General features: G+C 70.3%; 17 protein-coding genes. 8 read left to right on the top strand and 9 right to left on the bottom strand.

The window, feature by feature from the left end:
• Positions 1–47: 47 nt before the first annotated feature.
• Positions 48–1,772 carry a cation:proton antiporter gene (locus WDU93_RS01175; RefSeq protein WP_337316508.1) on the bottom strand — a complete coding sequence of 575 codons (1,725 nt, stop codon included), beginning with the start codon at positions 1,770–1,772 and terminating at the stop codon, positions 48–50.
• 65 nt (positions 1,773–1,837) lie between these two features.
• Between WDU93_RS01175 and WDU93_RS01180 the strand changes: the two genes are divergently transcribed.
• Positions 1,838–2,881: an LLM class flavin-dependent oxidoreductase gene (locus tag WDU93_RS01180; protein ID WP_337316511.1), complete on the top strand. Its 1,044-nt coding sequence runs from the start codon at positions 1,838–1,840 to the stop codon at positions 2,879–2,881.
• 219 nt (positions 2,882–3,100) lie between these two features.
• Positions 3,101–4,042 (top strand): hypothetical protein, encoded by a 942-nt coding sequence (locus tag WDU93_RS01185; RefSeq protein WP_337316514.1) that lies wholly within the window; start codon positions 3,101–3,103, stop codon positions 4,040–4,042.
• 240 nt (positions 4,043–4,282) lie between these two features.
• Here the strand turns inward: WDU93_RS01185 and pheA are convergent, their stop codons facing one another.
• Entirely contained in the window at positions 4,283–5,233 is a 951-nt protein-coding gene (gene pheA / locus WDU93_RS01190; protein WP_337316516.1) for a prephenate dehydratase, read from the bottom strand.
• A 79-nt stretch (positions 5,234–5,312) separates the two neighbouring features.
• On the opposite strand from pheA, the gene pgm reads away from it, so the two are divergent.
• A complete protein-coding gene (gene pgm / locus WDU93_RS01195; protein ID WP_337316518.1) occupies positions 5,313–6,956 on the top strand; it encodes a phosphoglucomutase (alpha-D-glucose-1,6-bisphosphate-dependent) in 1,644 nt (547 codons plus the stop codon).
• 184 nt (positions 6,957–7,140) lie between these two features.
• On the opposite strand, the gene WDU93_RS01200 is transcribed toward pgm, so the two are convergent.
• The 6 genes from WDU93_RS01200 to WDU93_RS01225 all read right to left on the bottom strand — a co-directional run bounded on the left by WDU93_RS01200 (position 7,141) and on the right by WDU93_RS01225 (position 13,393).
• A complete protein-coding gene (locus WDU93_RS01200) occupies positions 7,141–8,250 on the bottom strand; it encodes a glycerate kinase (protein ID WP_337316519.1) in 1,110 nt (369 codons plus the stop codon).
• Positions 8,247–9,278, bottom strand: coding sequence for a LacI family DNA-binding transcriptional regulator (locus WDU93_RS01205; RefSeq protein WP_337316521.1), 1,032 nt, complete (start codon positions 9,276–9,278; stop codon positions 8,247–8,249). The genes WDU93_RS01200 and WDU93_RS01205 overlap by 4 nt, the downstream gene beginning before the upstream one ends.
• Complete coding sequence (locus WDU93_RS01210) at positions 9,275–10,057, bottom strand: sugar phosphate isomerase/epimerase family protein (protein ID WP_337316523.1); 783 nt, start codon at positions 10,055–10,057, stop codon at positions 9,275–9,277. The genes WDU93_RS01205 and WDU93_RS01210 overlap by 4 nt, the downstream gene beginning before the upstream one ends.
• Positions 10,058–10,120: 63 nt before the next feature.
• On the bottom strand, positions 10,121–10,981 hold the full coding sequence (locus WDU93_RS01215; protein WP_337316525.1) for a sugar phosphate isomerase/epimerase family protein: 861 nt from the start codon (positions 10,979–10,981) through the stop codon (positions 10,121–10,123).
• Positions 10,978–12,225: a dihydrodipicolinate synthase family protein gene (locus WDU93_RS01220; protein ID WP_337316527.1), complete on the bottom strand. Its 1,248-nt coding sequence runs from the start codon at positions 12,223–12,225 to the stop codon at positions 10,978–10,980. The genes WDU93_RS01215 and WDU93_RS01220 overlap by 4 nt, the downstream gene beginning before the upstream one ends.
• A gap of 4 nt (positions 12,226–12,229) precedes the next feature.
• Positions 12,230–13,393 carry a Gfo/Idh/MocA family protein gene (locus WDU93_RS01225; protein WP_337316529.1) on the bottom strand — a complete coding sequence of 388 codons (1,164 nt, stop codon included), beginning with the start codon at positions 13,391–13,393 and terminating at the stop codon, positions 12,230–12,232.
• Between the two features lie 142 nt (positions 13,394–13,535).
• Here WDU93_RS01225 and WDU93_RS01230 point away from each other — a divergent pair, with 142 nt between their 5' ends.
• From WDU93_RS01230 to WDU93_RS01240, 3 genes are all read left to right on the top strand, one after another.
• Positions 13,536–15,269: a SulP family inorganic anion transporter gene (locus tag WDU93_RS01230; protein ID WP_337316531.1), complete on the top strand. Its 1,734-nt coding sequence runs from the start codon at positions 13,536–13,538 to the stop codon at positions 15,267–15,269.
• Position 15,270: 1 nt separating this feature from the next.
• Positions 15,271–16,071: a tyrosine-protein phosphatase gene (locus WDU93_RS01235; protein WP_337316533.1), complete on the top strand. Its 801-nt coding sequence runs from the start codon at positions 15,271–15,273 to the stop codon at positions 16,069–16,071.
• A gap of 92 nt (positions 16,072–16,163) precedes the next feature.
• Entirely contained in the window at positions 16,164–17,180 is a 1,017-nt protein-coding gene (locus tag WDU93_RS01240; RefSeq protein ID WP_337316535.1) for a hydroxyacid dehydrogenase, read from the top strand.
• Between the two features lie 12 nt (positions 17,181–17,192).
• Here the strand turns inward: WDU93_RS01240 and WDU93_RS01245 are convergent, their stop codons facing one another.
• Positions 17,193–18,185 (bottom strand): LacI family DNA-binding transcriptional regulator, encoded by a 993-nt coding sequence (locus WDU93_RS01245; RefSeq protein WP_337316537.1) that lies wholly within the window; start codon positions 18,183–18,185, stop codon positions 17,193–17,195.
• A gap of 80 nt (positions 18,186–18,265) precedes the next feature.
• Between WDU93_RS01245 and galT the strand changes: the two genes are divergently transcribed.
• Together galT and galK are read left to right on the top strand one after the other, a co-directional pair.
• Positions 18,266–19,441, top strand: coding sequence for a galactose-1-phosphate uridylyltransferase (galT, locus tag WDU93_RS01250; protein ID WP_337316539.1), 1,176 nt, complete (start codon positions 18,266–18,268; stop codon positions 19,439–19,441).
• A 275-nt stretch (positions 19,442–19,716) separates the two neighbouring features.
• A complete protein-coding gene (galK, locus tag WDU93_RS01255) occupies positions 19,717–20,892 on the top strand; it encodes a galactokinase (RefSeq protein ID WP_337317270.1) in 1,176 nt (391 codons plus the stop codon).
• Positions 20,893–20,940 lie beyond the last annotated feature (48 nt).

Genomic DNA, 20,940 nt, shown 5'->3' on the forward strand with positions numbered 1-20,940 from the left:
GCCGAACCCGGCAGGCGGCTTTCTCGCGTCCAGAGGCCGTCGAGCGACTACGGCGAAGAGGGGGTGGGGCGCAGGGCGCCCTTCGCGTCGAGGGTCAGCTCTTCGGCATCCATCTCGTCGATGAGCTCACGCATCACCTCTTCGTTGAGCTTTCCGGCATCCCGCTCCTCGAGCACGATCCGACGGCGCACCGCCAGCCACCCGCGCGACATCGTCGAGAACTCGTCATAGGTGGGGCGCATGTCCTCGCGGCGCGAGCCCTCGGCATCCGTCTCGACGCGCACCAGGCGCTGCGCGAACGCATCGAACGCCGGCAGGCGATCCTCGCCGCGCTCGGCCGCCCAGGCCACGCGCTTCTTGCGCAGATAGGCCTTGCCCACCTCGCGGGTGCGGGAGCGCACCTCGGCGATCTCGCGCTGATCCTCCTGCGCCTCGGAGGCATCGACCACGCCCAGCGCACGGATCAGAGCCGGCAGCGTGAGGCCCTGCAGCAGCAGAGTGCCGACGGTCACGACAAACGCGACCACGACGATCGCGTGTGCGGATGCGGAGCTCAATCCGGCCAGATCGGATGCCGCCACCGCGATCGCGATCGTCACCACGCCCCGCATGCCCGCCCAGGAGATCACCGCGTTGTCGCGCCACGACAGGTGGGTCTTGCTGTGTTCGGCTTGCAGCTCCTCACGCGTGAGCGGCGGCCGGAACCGGCCGGGACGCTCGGTGGAGCGTTGCTGCCACTGCTCGAGCCGCCCGCTCGCCTCGGCGCGCTCCCAGCGGCGCAGCGCGGCACGCTGCCACATCTTGCCCCAGGACGACGCCGGGAAGACGAACATCGGCCGCACCACCAGCACCGTGACGAGCACGCCCACCGAGAGCAGCAGCACAGTGCCGGCCTCTCCCTCGCCGAGCTCCGTGAGCACACGAGGCAGCTGCAGGCCGATGTAGGCGAAGACGAACGCCTCGAGCAGGAAGTCCATCGACTGCCACAGCGGCTTCTCCTGCTGGCGGGTGGTGTAGCTCGTCTGCGGGGAGTTGTACCCGACGAACAGACCCATCGCGACGACCGCGAGTACCCCCGACCCCAGCAGATGCTCGGCGATCGCGTACGCGCCGAAGGGAGCCAGCAGGCCGAAGGTGCCATTGACGACCGGATCCGGCAGGCGCATGCGCAGCTGGTGCAGGCCGATCCCGAAGACAAGACCCACGGCCACCCCGACGACGACCGCGACGATGAACTGCCAGATGCCGTCCCACACGCTGAGCGTCGCGCCGGCGAGGATCGCCGCGAACACCCGGTAGAGCGTCAGCGAGGTGGCGTCGTTGATCAGGCTCTCACCGGAGAGCACGTTCATCACACGGCGGGGAAGCCCGAGTTTGCGTCCGATGGCGGCGGCCGAGACAGCATCCGGCGGGGCGACGATCGCGCCGAGCAGCAGAGCCCCCGGCAGGGTCAGCGAGGGCATGATCAGGTAGGCGATGAGCCCCACGGCCACCGCGGTGACCAGCACCAGCCCGATGCCGAGGCGGCGGATCTGCGGCAGCGCCTTCGTGAAACTCACGAACGAGACGTCGAGGGCCGCCGAGTACAGCAACGGCGGCAGCACGACGGCGAGCAGCACGTGGCCGTCGATCTCGAGTTCGGGCACGAACGGCAAGAAGGATGCGGCGAGCGCGACGACCGTGACCAGCAGGGGCGACGGCCACCCTCTCCAGCGGGCGATAGCCGCCACGGCGACCGCACCGACGAGCACGTAGAAGATCTCGGCATCCATGCCGAAATCGTACGGGGTGCGGAAGAGCCGGAATGGAGCCGTGAGGCCGGCGGTTGACCTTGGTGATGACTATGCCGCAGCTCTCCGTTCTTGACCTCGTCCCCGTGCGCAGCGGGCAGACCAGCGCGCAGGCGGTGGCCGCCTCGCTCGCGCTCGCGCAGCACGCGGATGCCCTCGGGTACACCCGTTACTGGTTCGCCGAACACCACAACATGCCGGCCGTGGCATCCACCACTCCCCCGGTGCTCATCGCGGCCGCAGCCGCGCGCACGCAGCGCATCCGGGTGGGATCGGGCGGCGTGATGCTGCCCAACCATGCGCCACTGATCGTGGCCGAGCAGTTCGCCGCTCTCGAGGCGATCGCCCCCGGGCGGATCGACCTCGGCCTCGGGCGCGCGCCCGGCAGCGATCCGGTGATCACCCAGCTGCTGCGCGCCTCAGGCACCGCGGGCGATGTGGACCGCTTCCCCTCGCACGTGCAGGACATCGCGCTCATGCTGCAGCCCGACGGCGCGACGGTGCAGTTCACGTCGGGTGGCGAGTACGGGGTGCGGGCGACGCCGGCGGCATCCGGCGCTCCGCAGATCTGGCTGCTCGGTTCGAGCGACTACTCCGCACAGCTGGCCGCCTCTCTGGGGCTGCCGTACGTGTTCGCGAACCACTTCTCCGGGCAGGGCCTGGAGCGTGCGCTCGACCTGTACCGCACCGGCTACCAGCCGAGTGAGGCGCACCCGGAGCCGGTGACGTTCCTGACGGTGAACGCGGTGGCCGCGCCGACGGCCGATGAGGCGGAGGCCCGCGCCCTGCCGCAGCTGCGCACGATGGCACGTCTGCGTCGCGGCCGGCCCCTGCGGGCGCTCGAAACCGTCGAAGAGGCGGTGGCCGGGCTGCGCGCCGACGCGGACGCCGAGGAGCAGCAGCTCATCGAGACCGTGCGCGGCAACTGGTTCATCGGGACGGGCGCGTCGGTGGCATCCGATCTGTCCGCCTTCGCCGCACGCTACGGCGTCGACGAGGTCATGATCTCCCCCGTCGCCGGCGCCTACGCCGACGAGCCCCTCGACGCACCCGCCGGCCCCCTGCAGACCCTGGAGCAGCTCGCGCGGTAGCCGCGCGTGGCGGCCGCGCGGTGCTGGCCGCGCGGCACGCGGTGAGCAGAAGTGCATCCAAATCGCGCGATCCAGCTGCATTTGCGCTCACCGCGCCGCTCATCGGGTGCACGGAGCGCCTGAAGCCTTCGTTCTCCACAAGAGGCGCGTTGCAGAAGTTGTGCACCGCTCCCGAGCACCCGCATCCGCGGGCACCCTGGTGACGATCACGATGGGTGGATGCGACACCGCATCGATCTGCCCGGGGCGCTGGGCACGGCGTTCTCTGTTCAGGATGCCGCGGCGCTCGGAATCGGCCGCGGGCGCCTCGACGCTCGGGACCTCGCCCGCCCGTTCCACGGAGTGCGTGCGCGGGCGACGCCTGACACCTTCGCGGCGCTCGCGCATAGCGCCGCGACGCGACTCGTGGCCGGACAGCGCTTCAGCGGGCTCACCGCGCTTCGGTGCTGGGGGCTCCCCTTGCACCGACCCTGGCGGTCGGACGAAGCACTCACGGTTGCATCCCCGACCGGCTCCGGCCAGTCGCGCGCGGCCGGCGTTCACGGCGTTCGGCTCGCGCGCGAGCGCGCGGTCACCTGGAGCGTGCACGGTCTGCCGGTTGTCGACCCGATCGCCGCATTGTTCAGCAGCGCCCGCTTTCTCGGTCCCCTCGAGATCGTGGTCATCATCGACGCGCTTCTGAGCCCGGCGGATAACTACCCCGGTCTGCACGAAGGGCGGCCGGTGTTCACTGCGACCGACATCGCCGACAGGCTCGCAGAGTGGGGAGCGTTCCCGGGTTGTCGCATGATCCGACGAGCCCTGCTGCAAGCGCGCGCTGGCGTTGAGTCGCCGAAAGAGACCGAAACCCGGATGCTGATCACGCGGGCTGGGTTGCCGGAGCCGGTCGTACAGTACGAAGTGCGCCTGGACGGACACCTGGTCGCGCGCACGGATCTCGCTTACCCCGAGTTGCGCATCGCCGTGGAGTACGAGGGAGACGGGCATCGCACGGACTCCCGTCAATGGCGCCTCGACATCCGTAGGCAACGCGAACTCGAGGATTGCGGGTGGATCGTCATCCGCCTGACGCAACACGACCTCGGTCCAGGAGCAGCGTCATTCCTGACTCGTCTGCGCCGCGCAATCTCCTCCCGCAGCAGCACTTCGCGCACCGAGTGAGCAGAAACGCATCCCCTACCGCGATCTCAGCCGCATTTGCGCTCACTGCGCGCGACGGCACGTGGCGCGGGCGGGTGCACGCGGCGTGCGCGGGTGCACGTGGCGTGGGCGGCGCGCGGGCGGGCCTTGATGCCGAGTGAGCAGAAAAGCATCCGCCATCGTGGATTCAGGCGCGTTTGCGCTCACCGCGCGCGGCGCACCTACGAAAGTGAACACCGCGCGCGAGGACCCGGCCCGGGGTCAGGCGTCGGGGGCGCCGGCGACGAGGGCGCGCAGCCAGTCGCGGGCCTCGACGAAGACCTCGTCGGCATAGCGCTCGGGGTAGTGCACGATCTTGCGGTCCGCACGAGGGTACGAACCCAGGAACACCACGCGCGGGCTGAACCGGCGGATGCCGAGCAGCGCGTCGGCCATGCGCTCGTCGTGGATGTGGCCGTCGGCATCCAGCACGAACCGGTACCGGCCCAGCTCATCGCCGATCGGCCGCGACTGGATGAGCGAAAGGTTGATACCGCGCGTCGAGAACTGCTCGAGCAGTTCGAGCAGGGCGCCCGGCTGGTCGACGGGCAGCTCGACGATGAGCGAGGTCTTGTCGGCACCCGTCGGTGCCGCCGGCGCCGTCGTACGCGTGACGAGCACGAACCGGGTGACGGCGTTGTCGTTGTCGCCGATCTGCTCGGCCAGCACCTCGACGTCATGGTGCGCGACGATGCCGGGGGCGGCGATCGCGGCCTCCGCGGGCAGGCTGCCATCGAGGATGCCGATGGCGGATGCCACATTGCTCGATGCCGGCACATGCGAATGCTGCGGCAGGTGCGCGCCCAACCATCCGTGGCACTGGGCATAGGCGACCGGATGCGCGGCGATCACCTGCACCTGATCGATCCGGGTGCCGGGCGCTGCGACCAGCACGAAGTTCACCTTGACGAGGTACTCGCCCACGATCCGCAGTCCGGGGAGCGTGGCGAGGGCGTCGAGAGTGGTCGACACACCACCCTCGATCGAGTTCTCGATGGCGATCATCGCCGCGTCGCTGCGGCCCTCGAGCACGTCGGCGAGCGCCTCACCGACGTTGTGCACCGGCCGCCATTCGTGACCGCGCGCCTCCGGCACCTGGTCGAGCGCTGCTTCGGTGAAGGTTCCTGCAGGGCCCAGATAGCTGTAGGTGCGGCGTTCGGTCACGCGTTTCACCTTAGCCCTCACACCTCGGCGCTGATTTTCCCATGTCACGTCGGATGCGATCCGGGGCGACAGCGTGCAGACTGTCTGCATGACCAGCCGTGCCGGCCTCCCCGCGGAGGAAAAAGACCTCATCGATGTCGACGAGTTGATCGCCGCCTACTACGACCGCCACCCTGATCCGGCCGAGCCGACGCAGCGCGTGGTGTTCGGCACGAGCGGCCACCGCGGTTCGTCGTTGTCGTCGAGCTTCAACGAGGACCACATCCTCGCGACCACGCAGGCCATCGTCGACTACCGCACGCAGCAGGGCATCCAGGGCCCGCTGTTCCTCGGCCGTGACACCCACGCCCTCTCTCTCCCCGCCGAGCGCAGCGCGATCGAGGTGCTGCTCGCGAACGGCATCGACGTGCGCGTCGACTCGCGCGATGCATGGGTTCCGACACCCGCGTTGAGTCACGCCATCCTCACCTACAACCGTGGCCGCGCCGCGAACGACCCCGGCCGCGCCGACGGCATCGTCGTCACTCCGTCGCACAACCCACCGCGCGACGGTGGCTTCAAGTACAACCCGCCGAACGGCGGCCCCGCCGACACGGATGCCACGGGCTGGATCGCCAACCGCGCCAACGAGCTCATCGCCGCAGGCCTGGAGGGCGTCAAGCGCGAACGCTTCGCCGACGTCGACTGGGATGCGATCCCGTCGTACGACTTCCGTGACGCCTATGTGCGCGATCTGCCGTCGATCATCGACATCGACGCGATCAAGAAGGCCGGCGTGCGCATCGGGGCCGACCCGCTGGGCGGCGCCTCGGTGGAGTACTGGCAGCTGATCGCCGAGATGCACGGCATCGATCTGACCGTGGTGAACCCCGAGGTCGACCCGACGTGGCGGTTCATGACGCTCGACTGGGACGAGAAGATCCGCATGGATCCGTCCTCGCCCAACGCGATGGCGTCGCTCGTCGCGAAGCGCGGCGACTACGACGTGCTCACCGGCAACGACGCGGATGCCGACCGGCACGGCATCGTCACCCCGGATGCCGGGCTGATGAACCCCAACCACTACCTGGCTGTCGCGATCGACTACCTGTTCTCGCACCGCGCCGAGTGGCCGCGGGATGCCGCGATCGGCAAGACCCTCGTGTCGTCGATGATCATCGACCGCGTGGCGGAGTCGCTGGGTCGTCGTCTGCTGGAGGTCCCCGTCGGCTTCAAGTGGTTCGTGCCCGGTCTGCTCGACGGCACGGTCGCGTTCGGTGGTGAGGAGTCGGCCGGTGCGTCGTTCCTGCGCCGCGACGGCAGCGTGTGGTCGACGGACAAGGACGGCATCCTGCTGTGCCTGCTGGCGGCGGAGATCATCGCCGTGACCGGCAAGAGCCCCTCGGAGCGGTACCGCGAGCTCGAAGAGGCCTTCGGCGCCTCGACCTACCAGCGCGTGGATGCACCGGCGACGCCGGAGCAGAAGGCGGCGCTGGGCAAGTTGGCTCCGGATGCCGTCAGCGCGACCACCCTCGCCGGTGAGGAGATCACCGCGAAGCTGTCGCACGCACCGGGCAACGGCGCGCCGATCGGCGGGCTCAAGGTGCAGACCGAGCACGCCTGGTTCGCGGCCCGCCCCTCCGGCACGGAGGACGTGTACAAGCTGTACGCCGAGAGCCTGCGTGGCCCCGAGCACCTCGCACAGGTGCAGGAGGAGGCCCGCGCCGTCGTCTCGGCAGCGCTGGGCAGCTGAGTCCTACGGCGCTGAGCCTGTCGAAGGGCGGTCCCTGAGCCTGTCGAAGGGGGGTTCCTGAGCCTGTCGAAGGGCGGGGGGACGCTTCGACAAGCTCAGCGGCCCATCAACGCTGAGCGACCCATCCGGACCGGACGCTTCGACAGGCTCAGCGACCCATCCAGGCTGAGCGACCCATCCAGGCTCAGCGAGCGAAGGCGCCGGCAAGCTGGGCGCCGGCGCGGCGCAGCCAGCGGGCGGGGTCGTCGAGTGCGGCTTGGGATGAACCGGCGAGCTCGGTGAGTGAGGCGGATGCGGCGAACAGCGCGGTATCCGCCTCTTCTGTGATGCGGCCGGCGGCAATCAGGGCAGGGATGCCGGCCCCGCTCGCCAGGCCCGCGATGAACGAGGGCACCTTGCCGTCGCCGGACTGCCCGTCGTAGGAGCCCTCGCCGGTGATCACGACGTCGGCGGCGGCGATCGCGTCGCCGAGGCCGATGAGCGCCGCGACCTCCTCCGCGCCGGGAGCGAGCACCCCGCCCCAGGCCAAGAGAGCCCCACCCGTGCCGCCGGCCGCACCCGCGCCGGGTGTCGCGCCGTCCAGGGCGAGCAGGTCAGCCAGGCGCGCAAGCGCGGCATCCACCTGCGCGATGTCGGCAGCGCCGACCAATCCCTTCTGCGGCCCGAACACCGCCGCAGCGCCGCGCGGGCCGGTGAGCGGATTCGTGACATCCGTCAGCACGCGCACCTCGGGCACCGCCCGCAGACCCGACAGGTCGACCGCGGCGAGCGCGCCGAGCCCTCGGGCGCCACGCGTGACCGGCTGTCCGTCGGCATCCACGAACCGGGCACCGAGCGCGCTCAGCATGCCGGTGCCACCGTCCGTCGAGGCGCTCGATCCGATGCCCAGCACGAGCCGAGAAACCCCGTAGTCGAGCGCGGCCGCTATCGCCTGGCCGAACCCGGTGGTGTCGGCATCCCACGGCCGCAGCTCGTCGAGCAACTCGATACCGCTCGTCGATGCCAGGTCGATCACGCCGGTGCCGCCTGGCACCGCGTCGGATGCCGGCAGAAGCAGCCACTCCGTCTCGATCGCCGCCCCTGCGGGGCCGTCCACGGTCACCGGCATCCGTAACGCCCCCGGCACGGCGGCATCGAACGCGGCGACAGTGCCCTCGCCGCCATCGGCCATCGGCCGGTGCACGAAATCGGCACCAGGGTCGACGCTGGCCCACCCCTCAGCGAGGGCGGCGGCGGCATCCGCAGCGGTGATCGTACCCTTGAAGCTGTCAGGCGCCAGCACGACCCGGGTCATGTGCGATCGGGGGTGCTCGCGCGCACGATCACCTCGAGCGGCGCATCGGCCTGCTCCCATTCGCTGTCGACGGTGGCGCGGAAGGCCTGGTACCCGAGCTCGCTGAGCGGCACGCGCACAGTCGTCAGCTGAGGGGTCACATCACGACTCACGGGCACATCGTCGAAGCCGGCCACGGCGATGTCGGCACCCACCGAACGCCCGGCGTCATGGATGGCAGAGACCGCGCCGATCGCGACGACATCGCTGAGCGCGAAGACGAGCGTGCCCTGCTCGACACCGTCATCGAGAGCCTGCTGCATCGATGCGGCGCCGTCCTCGCGAGCGAAGCCGCTGCGGTACACCCGCACGACCTCTCCCCCACCGCCGGTGAACCCGGCGGTGAACCCGGCGAGTCGATCATCAGAGGTGCGCACCCCATCGGCCGCGGCGAGCGCGATCGCGCGCCGGTATCCCCGCGCCGCCATCTCGGCGCCGAGCCGTTCGGCACCGCCGCGGTTGTCGATGCGGATGCTGCGATCCGCCCCATCCCCGAAGGCGACAGTGCGCCCGCCGAGCCTGGCGAAGGCCGACAGCTCATCGCTGGTGGTCTCGGCGTTGTCGTCGCGGGAAGCGGCGAGGATGACACCCCGCGGCCGCTGACCGCGCAGCGCGCGAAGGATGCGCGTCTCTCGGGTGGGGTCGCGGTCGGTGATCGCAATCGTGACGACAAGTCCCTGCTCGTCCGCCCCGCGGGCGACCCCGGCAGCGATGAGACCGAAGTAGGGGTCGGCGATGTCGGCGACGAGCAACGCGATCACCGGCGAGGTGCCGCGCGCCGTGGCCTGCGCCGAGACGTTGGCGGTGTAGCCGAGTTCTTCGGCCGCCCGCTCCACCCGCTCACGGAACGACTCCGCGACCTTCCGCTCCGAACCGTTCAGCACCCGCGAGGCGGTCGCGAGGGAGACTCCGGCCTTTGCGGCCACATCATGCAGGGTGGGCGCGGCGCCCCCGTTGCCGCGAGCCGATCGGCGTGCCTCAGCAGTCATGCCCCGAGCCTACTGGCGGCGTCGATCCAGCCCCGCAGAGTGGCCGCCTCGGCGGCCAAGAGATCGGGATCGTCACCGGGCACGAATTCGATGAGTGCGTCCCGCGGTGGCCGCTCGGCGGTCTGTGCGGCAGCGAACAGCCGCTCCCACAACGAGGCTCTCTCGGCGAGACGCTGCCGCTCGGTGGCCGGCCGCCATGAGAACACGTGCACGGCGCTGACGCGGTCGACGATCAGGGCGAAGTCGACGAGCGCCGCACCGTCGGCAGCACCGACGCGTGGTTGCCAATACGCTGTGATGCTCGGGTCGCCGATCGCCTCGAGGAGCCGCAGGGTGCCGGATGCCGAATCTGTGAGCGTGCCGCCGTGGAACTCCAGCGCCAGGGTGAGCCCACGCGCGCGCGCCGCCGATGCGGCATCCGCCAATCGCTCGGCGGTACCCGCCCAGTCCGCGTCCGTCGCTTCATCCGCACCGCGCGTGCCCGCCCAGACCCGGATGCGGTCGGCACCGAGTGCCTCGGCGCTGTCGAGCACCGCGGTAATGCTCTCTCGCTCGGTGGCCCGGAAGTACGAGCCGTACGAGGCGACGACGAGTCCGGCATCCGTGGTGAGCGCGGCGACCTGCGCGGCCCTGGAGGTATCGCCGGCCGGGACGTGCACATCGGCTCCCCACTCGATGGTTTCGAGTCCGGCGGCGGCCGTGAGCGGCACGATCTGCTCGGGCGCCAGCTGCCGGTAGGTCACCGAGCACAGGCCGGGCCTGATGCGGGGCGCGGTCATGGGAGGCTCCTCTCCCGGCCTCGAACCGAAGCCGTCGTGTGGGTCAGGGTAGCGGGTGCGCCGTCACAAATGCGGCGAGATCGCCGCCCCGAATGTCTCGGCGGTGCGGCGCACGACGTGAGCGGGGTCGTCGGCCCAGATCTCAGCGTTGAAGATCTCCACCTCGATGTCACGGTCGTACCCGGTGTCGATCACGGCACGGGTGAGGGAGGCGAAGTCGATCACACCGTCTCCCGTGTAGTGCCGCGAGAGCAGCACATCTTCGGCGAGGGGGGTCTTCCAGTCGCACACCTGGTAGGTCGCGATGCGCCCGTCGCGGCCGGCGCGGGCGATCTGGTCGAGCACCTGCGGATCCCACCAGATGTGGAACGTGTCGACCGCGGCACCGACCACGTCGGCGTCGAAGTCGGCGGCGATGTCAAGCGCCTGGCCGAGCGTCGAGACCACGGCCCGGTCCGAGGCGTACATCGGATGCAGCGGCTCGATCGCCAGGGTGACGCCGGCCGCCTTCGCCTCGGGAGCCAGGATTCCGATGGCATCCCGCACGCGCTCGCGGGCGCCGATCAGGTCACGCGACCCCTCCGGCAGGCCGCCTGCGACGAGCACGAGGACGGCCGTCGACCCCGCGGCGCCGGATGCGGCGAGGGTCGCGGTCTCTTCGATGGCGCGACGGTTCTCGTCGAGGGCGGCCATGCGCGCGGCCCCGTCGGGAAGGGTGAAGAACCCGCCCCGGCAGTGCGTGGTGAACCGCAGACCGGAATCGGCGAGCATCCGGGCGGCGGTGTCGAGGCCGACCTCGTTCACGGGTTCGCGCCACAGGCCGATCGCCTGGATGCCCGCCTCGGCGGTCACCCGGAGGGCCGTGGCGAGATCAGCGTGCTTGATGGTGGCCTGGTTGATCGACAGGCGAGGGTCGGCGCTCATGCGTCCACTCCGTTCAGGCGGAGCATCCCGTGCCAGCGCTCGCGCGCCAGCTCGGGGTTCTCGAGGGCGAGCGAGACGTTGGCCAGCTCGACGATCCGGCTCAGGTGCGGCAGGCTGCGCGCGGAGTGCAGGCCGCCGACCATCTGGAAGGCCGGCTGGTGACCGTTCAGCCACGACAGGAACGCAACACCCGTCTTGTAGTAGAACGTCGGTGCGGCGAAGACCTGACGGCTGAGTTCTTCGGTCGGGCCGAGGATCTCGAGGTAGCGGGCCGGGTCGCCGGCATCCAGTGCCTGGATCGCGGCGGATGCTACCGGGGTGATCGCAGCGAACGCGCCGAGCAGGGCGTCGGAGTAGGTGTGGGCCGGGCCCTTCGACAGGCTCAGGGACCCATCACCCATCTGGGACCCATCTGCGTCCGGTCCCTGAGCGAGCGAAGCGAGACGAAGGGCGTCACCGCCGATGAGGCCGACGTAGTTGAAGTCGTCGCCGGTGAACATGCGCACGCCCTCCGGCAGACGCTCGCGCACCCAGATCTCGCTGTCGGCGTTGAGCAGACTCATCTTCACGCCGGCGACCTTGTCGGGGTTCTCACCGATGATCTCGAGCAGCACCTGTGCAGCGCTCTGCCAGTCGTCGGCGCCGAAGTAGCCGGCAAGTTCGGGGTCGAAGGCGGTGCCCAGCCAGTGCAGCACGACCGGCACGGTCGCCGACGAGAGCACCTCACGGTAGACGCGGCGGTAGTCCTCGGCGGATGCCGCAACCCGGGCGAGGTGGCGGGAGGCCATCAGCACCGGCCCCGCCCCCTGCTCCTCGGTGAAGTGCAGCTGACTCTTGTACGCGTCGATGACCTGGTCCAGCGAGATGTGCGTCTCGGCGACGTGATCGGTGTTGACGCCCACCACGACCGACCCACCCTCTTCGCGGGCGACCTCGGCGCTGCGCGCGATGAGCTCGCGGGTGGCCCCAGCATCCAGTCCCATGTTCCGCTGGGCGGTGTCCATGGCGTCCGCGACGCCCAGGCCCCACGAGTACACGTTGCGGCGGAAGGCGAGGGTGGCATCCCAGTCGATGTCTGCGGGCTGGCCAGGGGTGTTGTCGGCGTACGCCTTGGGCACCACGTGCGCGGCCGCGTAGGCGACGCGACTGCGCAGTGGCGATGCCGGGCGCGTGTACGCGCCGCCCTCATTCAGGCTGGTCTCGGTGACGGCGCCGTCGGCGCCGAGCAGTCGAAGAGTGCTCATCGGGTCAGTCCAGGCTCAGCGGGGCGATGGCGATCTTGCGGCCCTCGGCACTCGAGGCGAGCCCCGCCTCGGCGAACTGCACCCCGCGGGCGCCGGCGAGCAGATCGAAGGGGTAGTCGGTACCGAGCACGTAGCTGGTGAGGTACTCCTCCCACTGCTGGCGGAAGCCGTTGAGGAACACGTCGTTCGTGGGTACCTGCTGCCAGTCGGCGTCGTAGTCGTGGCTGTCTTCGAGGTCAGGGTTCCACACCGGCTTCGGCGTGGCGTTGCGGGGCTGGATCTTCGCTCCGAACAGTCCGACGACAGCCGAGCCGTGCGTGCCGTCGACCTGGAACTCGACGAGCTCGTCCCTGTTGACGCGTACCGTCCACGAGGAGTTGATCTCGGCGATGATGTCGCCCTCGAGCTCGAAGATGCCGTACGCGGCATCCTCGGCGGTGGCGGTGTAGTGCTCGCCCTTCTCATCCCAGCGGTCGGCGATGTGCACCGCAGCCTGGGCGTAGACGCTCTTGACCTCGCCGAAGAGGTTCTCGAGCACGTAGTTCCAGTGCGGGAACATGTCGCTGATGATGCCGCCGCCGTCTTCGGTGCGGTAGTTCCAGCTGGGCCGCTGCGCGGGCTGCCAGTCACCCTCGAACACCCAGTAGCCGAACTCGCCGCGCACCGAGAGGATGCGACCGAAGAAGCCCGAGTCGATCAGTCGCTTGAGCTTCTGCAGGCCCGGCAGGTACAGCTTGTCGTGCACGACCCCGGTCTTCACCCCGGCTTCCTTCGCGAGGCGGGCGAGCTCCAGCGCCTCGTCGAGCGATTCGGCGGTGGGCTTCTCGGTGTAGATGGCCTTGCCCGCAGCGATCGCCTTGCGGATCGCGGCGGCGCGAGCCTTGGTGACGAGGAAGTCGGCGTAGATCTCCCACTGCGGGTCGGCGAGCGCGGCGTCGAGGTCGGTGGTGTAGTCGGCGATGCCGTGCAGGGCGGCGAGCTCGGCGAGCTTCTGCTCGTTGCGGCCGACGAGCAGCGGCTTGACGGTGATCTTCGTTCCGTCGGGCAGCTCGATGCCGCCCTGGTCGCGGATCGCGAGGATCGAGCGCACCAGGTGCTGGCGGTAGCCCATGCGTCCGGAGACGCCGTTCATGATGATGCCGATCTCGCGGGTCGTCGACTGTGTCATGGGTGGTCCGTTTCTGTGTCGGATTGAATATGGGTAAGCGCTTTCCGATATGAAAGCAGGTTCCGTGCGGATACGCAAGCGCCGACCGTCTGCCCACCACGCCGGCCACGCAGTAGCATCGGCAGAAAAGTGAAGGCGGCCCGTGAAACTCCCGACCCTGCAGGCGCTCGTCCCTCCCTCGATGCGGGGGTATCGCCGGGCATATCTGTGGCCCGACATCGTCGCGGGCTTGACGCTCGCCGCCGTCGCCATCCCCGAGGTGATGGGCTACACCTCGATCGCCCGCACGCCCCTGGCGACGGGCCTGTACACGATCCTGCTGCCGCTGGCCCTGTTCGCCCTGCTCGGCGCATCACGCACGCTCGTCGTCGGCGGCGACTCCGCGACGGCGGCCGTGCTCGCCGCCGGGCTCATCGTGCTCGGCACGTCCGTGAGCGGTGGTCCCGGCTCAGAGAGGTGGGTGGCCCTGTGTGCCCTGACGGCCCTGATCACGGGGCTCTTCCTCGCCGTCGCCCGCATCCTGCGCCTGGGCATGCTCGGCGACTTCCTCTCGGGCCCCGCCCTCATCGGGCTGTTCACCGGCATCGGCATCCAGGTCGCCTCGGGGCAGATCCCCGCGCTGCTGGGCGTCAAGGCGACGGGCAGCACGTGGCTCGAGCAGCAGTGGGGTTGGATGACCGCGCTGCCGACGCTGTCCTGGAGCACACTCGCCTTCGGTGGGGCGACGATCGCCATCATCCTTGTGGGCAAGCTGTTCGCACCCCGGCTGCCCGGCTCACTCATCGCCGTGGTCGGACTGCTCATCGTCTCCATCGTCAGCGGCGCCGCCTCGCACGGCGTCGCCGTCATCGGCACCGTGACCGGCGGGTTGCCCTCGTTGAGCTTTCCGGGCGGAGTGACCTGGGCGGATGCCATCACCGTCACCCCCGTCGCCTTCTCGTGCACTCTGCTGGTGATCGCGCAGAGCGCCGCCACCGCCCGCAAGGTCGCCATGGCCGCCGGCGAGCGTGCCGACGTGAACCGCGACCTCGTCGGGCTGTCGGCGGCGAACATCGCCGCCGCCTTCAGCGGCACCTTCGTCGTGAACGGCTCACCGACCAAGACGCAGATCCTCGAGCAGGCCCGGGGGCGCACCCAGGTGGCCAACCTCGTCGTGGTCGGGGTCACCGCCCTGGTGCTCACCTTCGCCACCGGGGTCCTCGCCGATCTGCCGCATGCGGTGCTCGCCGGCGTCGTCTTAATGATCGGCGTGAGCCTCATCGACATCCGAGGCCTGCGCACGCTTGCCCGCCGCACGCGGTGGGAGTTCACGGTCGCGATCGCCACCATGCTCGCCGCGTTCCTGGTGAGCATCACCGCGGCCATCATCGCGGCGGTGGCCCTCTCCTTGCTCGATGTGATCGTGCGGCAGTACCGCACCCCCGGCGACGTGCTCGTGCCGAAGCAGGGCGGCGGCTACACATACGACCCGGCGCATCCGGGCGTGCAGTCCGAGCCCGGCCTGATCGTCTTCCGCTACGGCGGCGACCTCTTCTTCGCCAACGCGAACGCGTTCATCGACAAGGTCGAGGATGTCGTATCGGCCGCGAAAGATCCGGTGCGCTGGCTCATCCTCGACACCTCGAGCATCTCGCACGTCGACTACTCGGCCAGCGCCAACGTCGTCGACCTGCTGCACTACCTCGATCAGCGCGGCATCCATGTCGCCTTCGCCCGCCCCGCGCCGACGATGATGGCCACCCTGCGCCACTACGGGCTCACCGGGCCGCTCAAGGATGTGCAGGTGTTCGCCGATCTCGACACCGCCATCGCGGCGTTCCGCGCGGCGCCCCTTCCGACCACGTCACCCACCACTGAGCAGAACGGGAAACCCTGACATGACCAGTCGCAAAGTCGACCTCACCTCCGTTCCCAACTTCCGCGATCTGGGCACGCTCCCCGTCGCGGGCGGCACCTTCCGCACCGGCGTCGTGTATCGATCCACAGATCTGGCCGGCCTCTCCGACGCCGACCTGCCGCGCTACCTCGAGCTCGGCGTGCAGACGGTGTTCGATCTGCGCACCGCCGCCGAGCGCGCCCAGGCCCCCGATCGCCTCACCTCGGGCGAGAAGGACGTCGCGCTCGACGTGCTGGCCGACAGCGTGAACGACGCAGCCGCCAGCATCACCACACTCCTCGACGACCCCTCGCGGGCCGAGAAGCTGCTTGCCAACGGCCGCTCCGTCAAACTGATGATCGACTCGTACCGCAACATCATCACGCTCCCGTCGGCACTCACCTCGTACCAGGCGTTCTTCAACGACCTGGCTGATCCGGCGCGTGAGGGTGCGGCCCTGTTCCACTGCACCACGGGCAAGGACCGCACCGGCTGGGCAGCCGCGTCGCTGCTCAGCCTGCTCGGCGCCGACCACGCGACGATCTACGCCGACTACCTCGAGACGAACACCGACCTCGCGCCGGCGACCGAGCCGGTGCTGGAGCAGGCCGAAGCGAAGGGCATCAGCCGCAGCGCCCTGGAACCGGTACTGGGCGTGCGCCGCGAGTACCTCGACACGGCCTTCCAGCAGGTCGACGACACGTTCGGGTCGATGGATGCGTACTTCCACGACGGGCTCGGACTCACCGACGAGCTCGAAGGCGCCCTGCGTGCGCGTTTCGTCGTCGCCGCGTCGAGCTGATCGTCAATCGGGCGGGTAAACGCATTCCGGCCTAGACTGGCGTCATTGCCCACGAAGGTGGCACCCACCTCGAGATCGCAATGGAGCCCAGGATGCCGACCACCCGCCCCCGCGCCTGCGCGGTGATGGCCGCCGACTCCTTCGCGGCGCTGTTCGACGATGCACGCACGGCCCGCTTCGCCGCTCTCGCCGAGATCACCGGCGCCGTGCTCGTCGACGATGTGACCGACCCCGGCCACGCCGCGCACCTCGCCGAGGCCGAGGTCGTCATCACGTCATGGGGGGCCCCGCCCTTCGATGCGGCGCTGCTGGAGCGGATGCCGCAGCTGCGCGCGATCTTCCACGCCGCGGGCAGCGTTCGACACCATGTCGACGAGGCGGTCTGGGATCGGGGCATCCTGGTGACCTCGGCGGCGGATGCCAACGCCGTGCCGGTCGCGGAGTACACGCTCGCCGCGATCATCCTCTCCGGCAAACGCGCCTTCGCCCATGTGCACACCGACGTGCGCGACGACGAATCGGGGAACGTACTGGCCCCCGAGCGGACGATCGGCAATGTCGACCGCACGGTCGGCATCGTCGGATTCTCGCGCATCGGTCGTCGCGTGGTCGAGCTGCTGCGACCCCTCGACGGCCTGCGCGTGCTCGTCGCCGACCCCTATGCCGACGCCGGCGCCGTCGCCGCGGCCGGCGCGACATTGGTCACGCTCGATGAGCTGCTGCCGCAGCTCGACGTGCTCTCGCTGCACGCCCCCGATCTGCCGTCGACCCGCCACATGATCGGCACCGCCCAATTGGCCGCCCTCCCCGACGGCGCGACGGTCATCAACACCGCCCGCGGCGCACTGCTCGACCATGATGCGCTGCTGGCCGAGTGCCGCGCCGGGCGCCTGGACGCCGTACTGGATGTCACCGAACCGGAGCCGCTGCCGGCGGCATCCGCGCTGCGGCACCTCCCCAACGTCACCATCACTCCGCATCTGGCCGGGTCGCTGGGCACCGAACTGCGCCGCCTCGCCGACGCGGCCCTTGACGAGCTGGTCGCCTACGTTGCCGGACGGCCGCCGCGGCATCCGGTCACCCGCGCCGATATGGAGACAACGGCCTGATCTCCCGCGGCGTCAAGCGCGGGGCGCGGTGACGCTGTCCCGTGTGATGAGCGCGGTCGGCAGCCGCAGATCCGACGGCGCAGCATCCTGCTCGATCTGCGCGATCAACTGCGTCACCGCCTGCTCGCCGAGAGCCCCGAAGTCCTGCCGCACGGTCGTGAGGGCCGGCCGGTACTGCGCGGCATCCGCGACGTCGTCGAAACCCACGACCGAGACGTCGCCCGGCACGGCCCGGCCGTGATCGGCCAGGGCGTGCAGCACGCCCAGGGCCATCTGGTCATTCGCGACGAAGACGGCAGTCGCATCGGCCGGCAGCGACGCCGCCAATGCGCCCCCCGACTGCGACGACCAGTCACCACGCAGCGGCGTGGATGCCCGGATGCCGGCCGCCTCGAGCTCTTCGCGCCAGCCGCGTTCCCGCTCGGCGGCCGCGTAGGAGCCGGCGGGTCCTGCCACGTGGTGCACCGCGCGGTGCCCCTGGTCGAGCAGGTGCCGCACGGCGGCGCGGGCGCCCGCGGCGTGGTCGATGGCGATCACGCCGAAACGGGGATCGGGCGGTGAATCCACGATCACGAGCCGCAGCCCCGCCACGTCGGCGTGCTGTCCGACGAGGGCGGTCGCCTCGTTGAGCACGATCGCGCCGTCGACCCCCTGATCGTGCAGGCGCTCGAACGCCTCGGCGATGGCACCGTCTGCGCCGAGCGTGACCACCGTCAGGGCGTAGCCGCGGGCGGAAGCCGCTTCGGCCACCGCCTGCAGCATCCGTGAGTTCCCGACGGTGGCGAGGGTGGTCGCGACCAGGCCGATCGTGCGCGATCGTCCGGTGCGCAGGGCGCGGGCGGCGCGGTTGGGGCGGTAGCCGAGCTCCGCCATGGCCTGCTCGACGCGCGCACGGGTATCGGGGTCGACGTGGGGGCTGTCGTTCGCGACGCGAGAGACGGTCTGTCCCGAGACGCCGGCGCGGGCGGCGACCATGGCCATCGAGACTCGTGCCTGCCGTGGCATCCGCTCCCCCTTTGCCGTGTTCTGCTCTTTCAGCGCTGCGCTTGTTGACGTTACCACGGCACAGGGGTTACCGTGTTTACGTGAACACGAACGAGATTTCGGAGCTCCGCGTCGACGAACTTGGCGCCGGCGTTGTCAAGCGCAGCACGCACCTGGCCGATGGCCGCGAGCTGTTCTACTACGACGATCCGGGCACCACCCTCGGTGCAGACCGCCGCGTGGATGCCCGTGATCTCGACCCGCGCCCCGCCACCGCCGCCATGCGCCAGGACGTGCTCACCGGCGACTGGATCACCTTCGCCACGCAGCGCCAGAACCGGGTGATGCTGCCCAGCGCCGACGCCGACCCGCTTGCGCCGCAGTCGCCGACGAACCCCTCCGAGGTGCCGTCGCTGTACGACGTCGCCGTGTTCGAGAACCGCTCCCCCGCATTCGGCCCGGCTCTGGCCGAAGCGGTCGGCACCGCGCCCGAGGCCGCCGACGCCCCGCGCGGGCTTGACGACCTCGCCCACCTCGGGCTGGGCCGCACCCGCACCAGCATCGGCCGCTGCGAGGTCGTCTGCTTCAGCCCCGATCACGCCGGCTCGTTCGGCACCCAGTCGGTCACTCGCGCCCGCACGGTGATCGAGGCATGGGCCGACCGCACCGCCGCACTGTCGGCGCTGCCGGGCATCCAGCAGGTGTTCCCGTTTGAGAACCGCGGCGAGGCGATCGGCGTGACCCTGCCGCATCCGCACGGCCAGATCTACTCCTACCCGTACATCACCCCGCGCACGACGCGGCTGCTCGACAGTATCGACCGCACCGCCCCTGACCTCATGGCGCGCGTGCTGGAGTTCGAGCAGCAGTCCGAGCGCGTCGTGCTGCAGGGGGAGCACTGGACCGCGTTCGTGCCCTTCGCCGCACGGTGGCCGGTCGAGGTGCAGCTCATGCCGCACCGGCACGTGCCCGACTTCGCCAGCCTCACAGCCGAGGAGCGCGATGAGCTCGCTCCGCTGTACCTGCGGCTGCTGCGCGGGGTGGATGCCCTGTACGACACCCCCACGCCCTACATCGCCGCCTGGCATCAGGCGCCCGTGCACGTCGGGCGCGACACCGTGCGGATGCGCCTTGAGCTCACCAGCCCCCGGCGTGCCGCCGACAAGGTGAAGTTCCTCGCCGGATCCGAGGCGGCGATGTCGGCCTGGACCGCCGAGATCCTGCCCGAGGTCGCCGCCGAGCGCCTCCGCGCCGCCGTGGCATCCATCACCGTCTGATCCCCCGCCGCACCGCCCCACCAGCCAGCCCTTCCCGCCCCGCCACCCTTCCCCACCCTTCCCTTGTCCCACTTTCTGCCGTCCGTGTCCCACTTTCTGCAGACCATGTCCCAAAAACTGCTGTCAAACCGGCGTTATAACAGCAGAAATTGGGACATGCCCCGGTGGGTCACCAGCACCAGCACCAGCACCAGCACCAGCACCAGCACCAGCACCAGCACCAGCACCAGCACCAGCACCAGCCAGGAGACACCATGACTGCTTCGGATGCCGCGATGACCGCGCCGGATGCCGCGCGCGACCTGTTCATCGCCCTCACCAGCCACGCCCCCACCGGCGTCTGGTCGGCTCCCGGACGGGTCAACCTCATCGGTGAGCACACCGACTACAACGACGGATTCGTGCTGCCGTTCGCGATCCAGCACCGCACCTATGCGGCGGCGAGCCTGCGCGATGACGACCGCATCCGCGTCGCGTCGACCTTCGCAGCCGACCCCGTCCAGGTGTCTGTCGCCGACCTCGACACGCTCTTCCCCGGCGCGGGCGCCCCGACCGTGCCGGAGTGGTCGGCGTACGTCCTCGGCGTCGCGTGGGCGCTGCGCGCGCTCACGCCGGATGCCCCAGGGCGCGGCTTCGATCTCGCTATCGCCTCCGACGTGCCGGTCGGCGCCGGGCTGTCGTCTTCCGCCGCGATCGAAGGGGCGACGGCATCCGCCCTCAACGACCTCTGGGCGCTTGACCTCGACCCCGTGACCCTTGCCCGCGCCGGGCGCCGGGCCGAGAACGAGGCCGTCGGCGCCCCCACCGGGATCATGGACCAGATGGCATCCATGCTCGGCCAGCCCGATGCCGCGACGTTCCTCGACTGCCGCACCCTCGATGCCGTATCGATCCCGACCGGATTCGCGCCCGCCGGTCTCGAGGTGCTCGTGATGGACACCAAGGTCAGCCACTCGCACTCCACCGGCGGCTACCGCGAACGGCGTGAGGCGTGCGAACGCGGGGCGGCGCTCATGGGCGTCCCGGCGCTGCGCGACCTCGGGGTCGGCGACCTGCCGCGCGCCGCCGAGCTGATGGACGACGTGACCTTCCGCCGGGTGCGCCACGTGGTCACCGAGGATCAGCGCGTGCTCGACACGGTGCGGATGCTGCGCGAGCAGGGTCCGCGGGCGATCGGCGACCTGCTGATCGCCTCGCACGCCTCGATGCGCGACGACTTCGAGATCTCCGTGCCCGAGCTCGACCTCGCCGTCGACACCGCTCTTGCCACAGGGGCTGTGGGGGCGCGGATGACCGGCGGCGGTTTCGGCGGGGCGGCGATCGCGCTCGTCGACCGCGACCGGGTGGCGGCCGTGTCGGATGCCGTGCGGCACGCGTTCGCCGACGCCGGATTCGGCGCCCCGCACCTGTTCACGGTGACCCCCTCCGAGGGTCCACGACGCGACGCGTGACACAATGAACACCGCGTGCCCGGACGGGTCGCGCGACTGAGGAGGAAC

Origin of the sequence: Microbacterium istanbulense, assembly GCF_037204145.1 — a bacterium.
GTDB classification, from domain to species: Bacteria; Actinomycetota; Actinomycetes; order Actinomycetales; family Microbacteriaceae; genus Microbacterium; species Microbacterium istanbulense.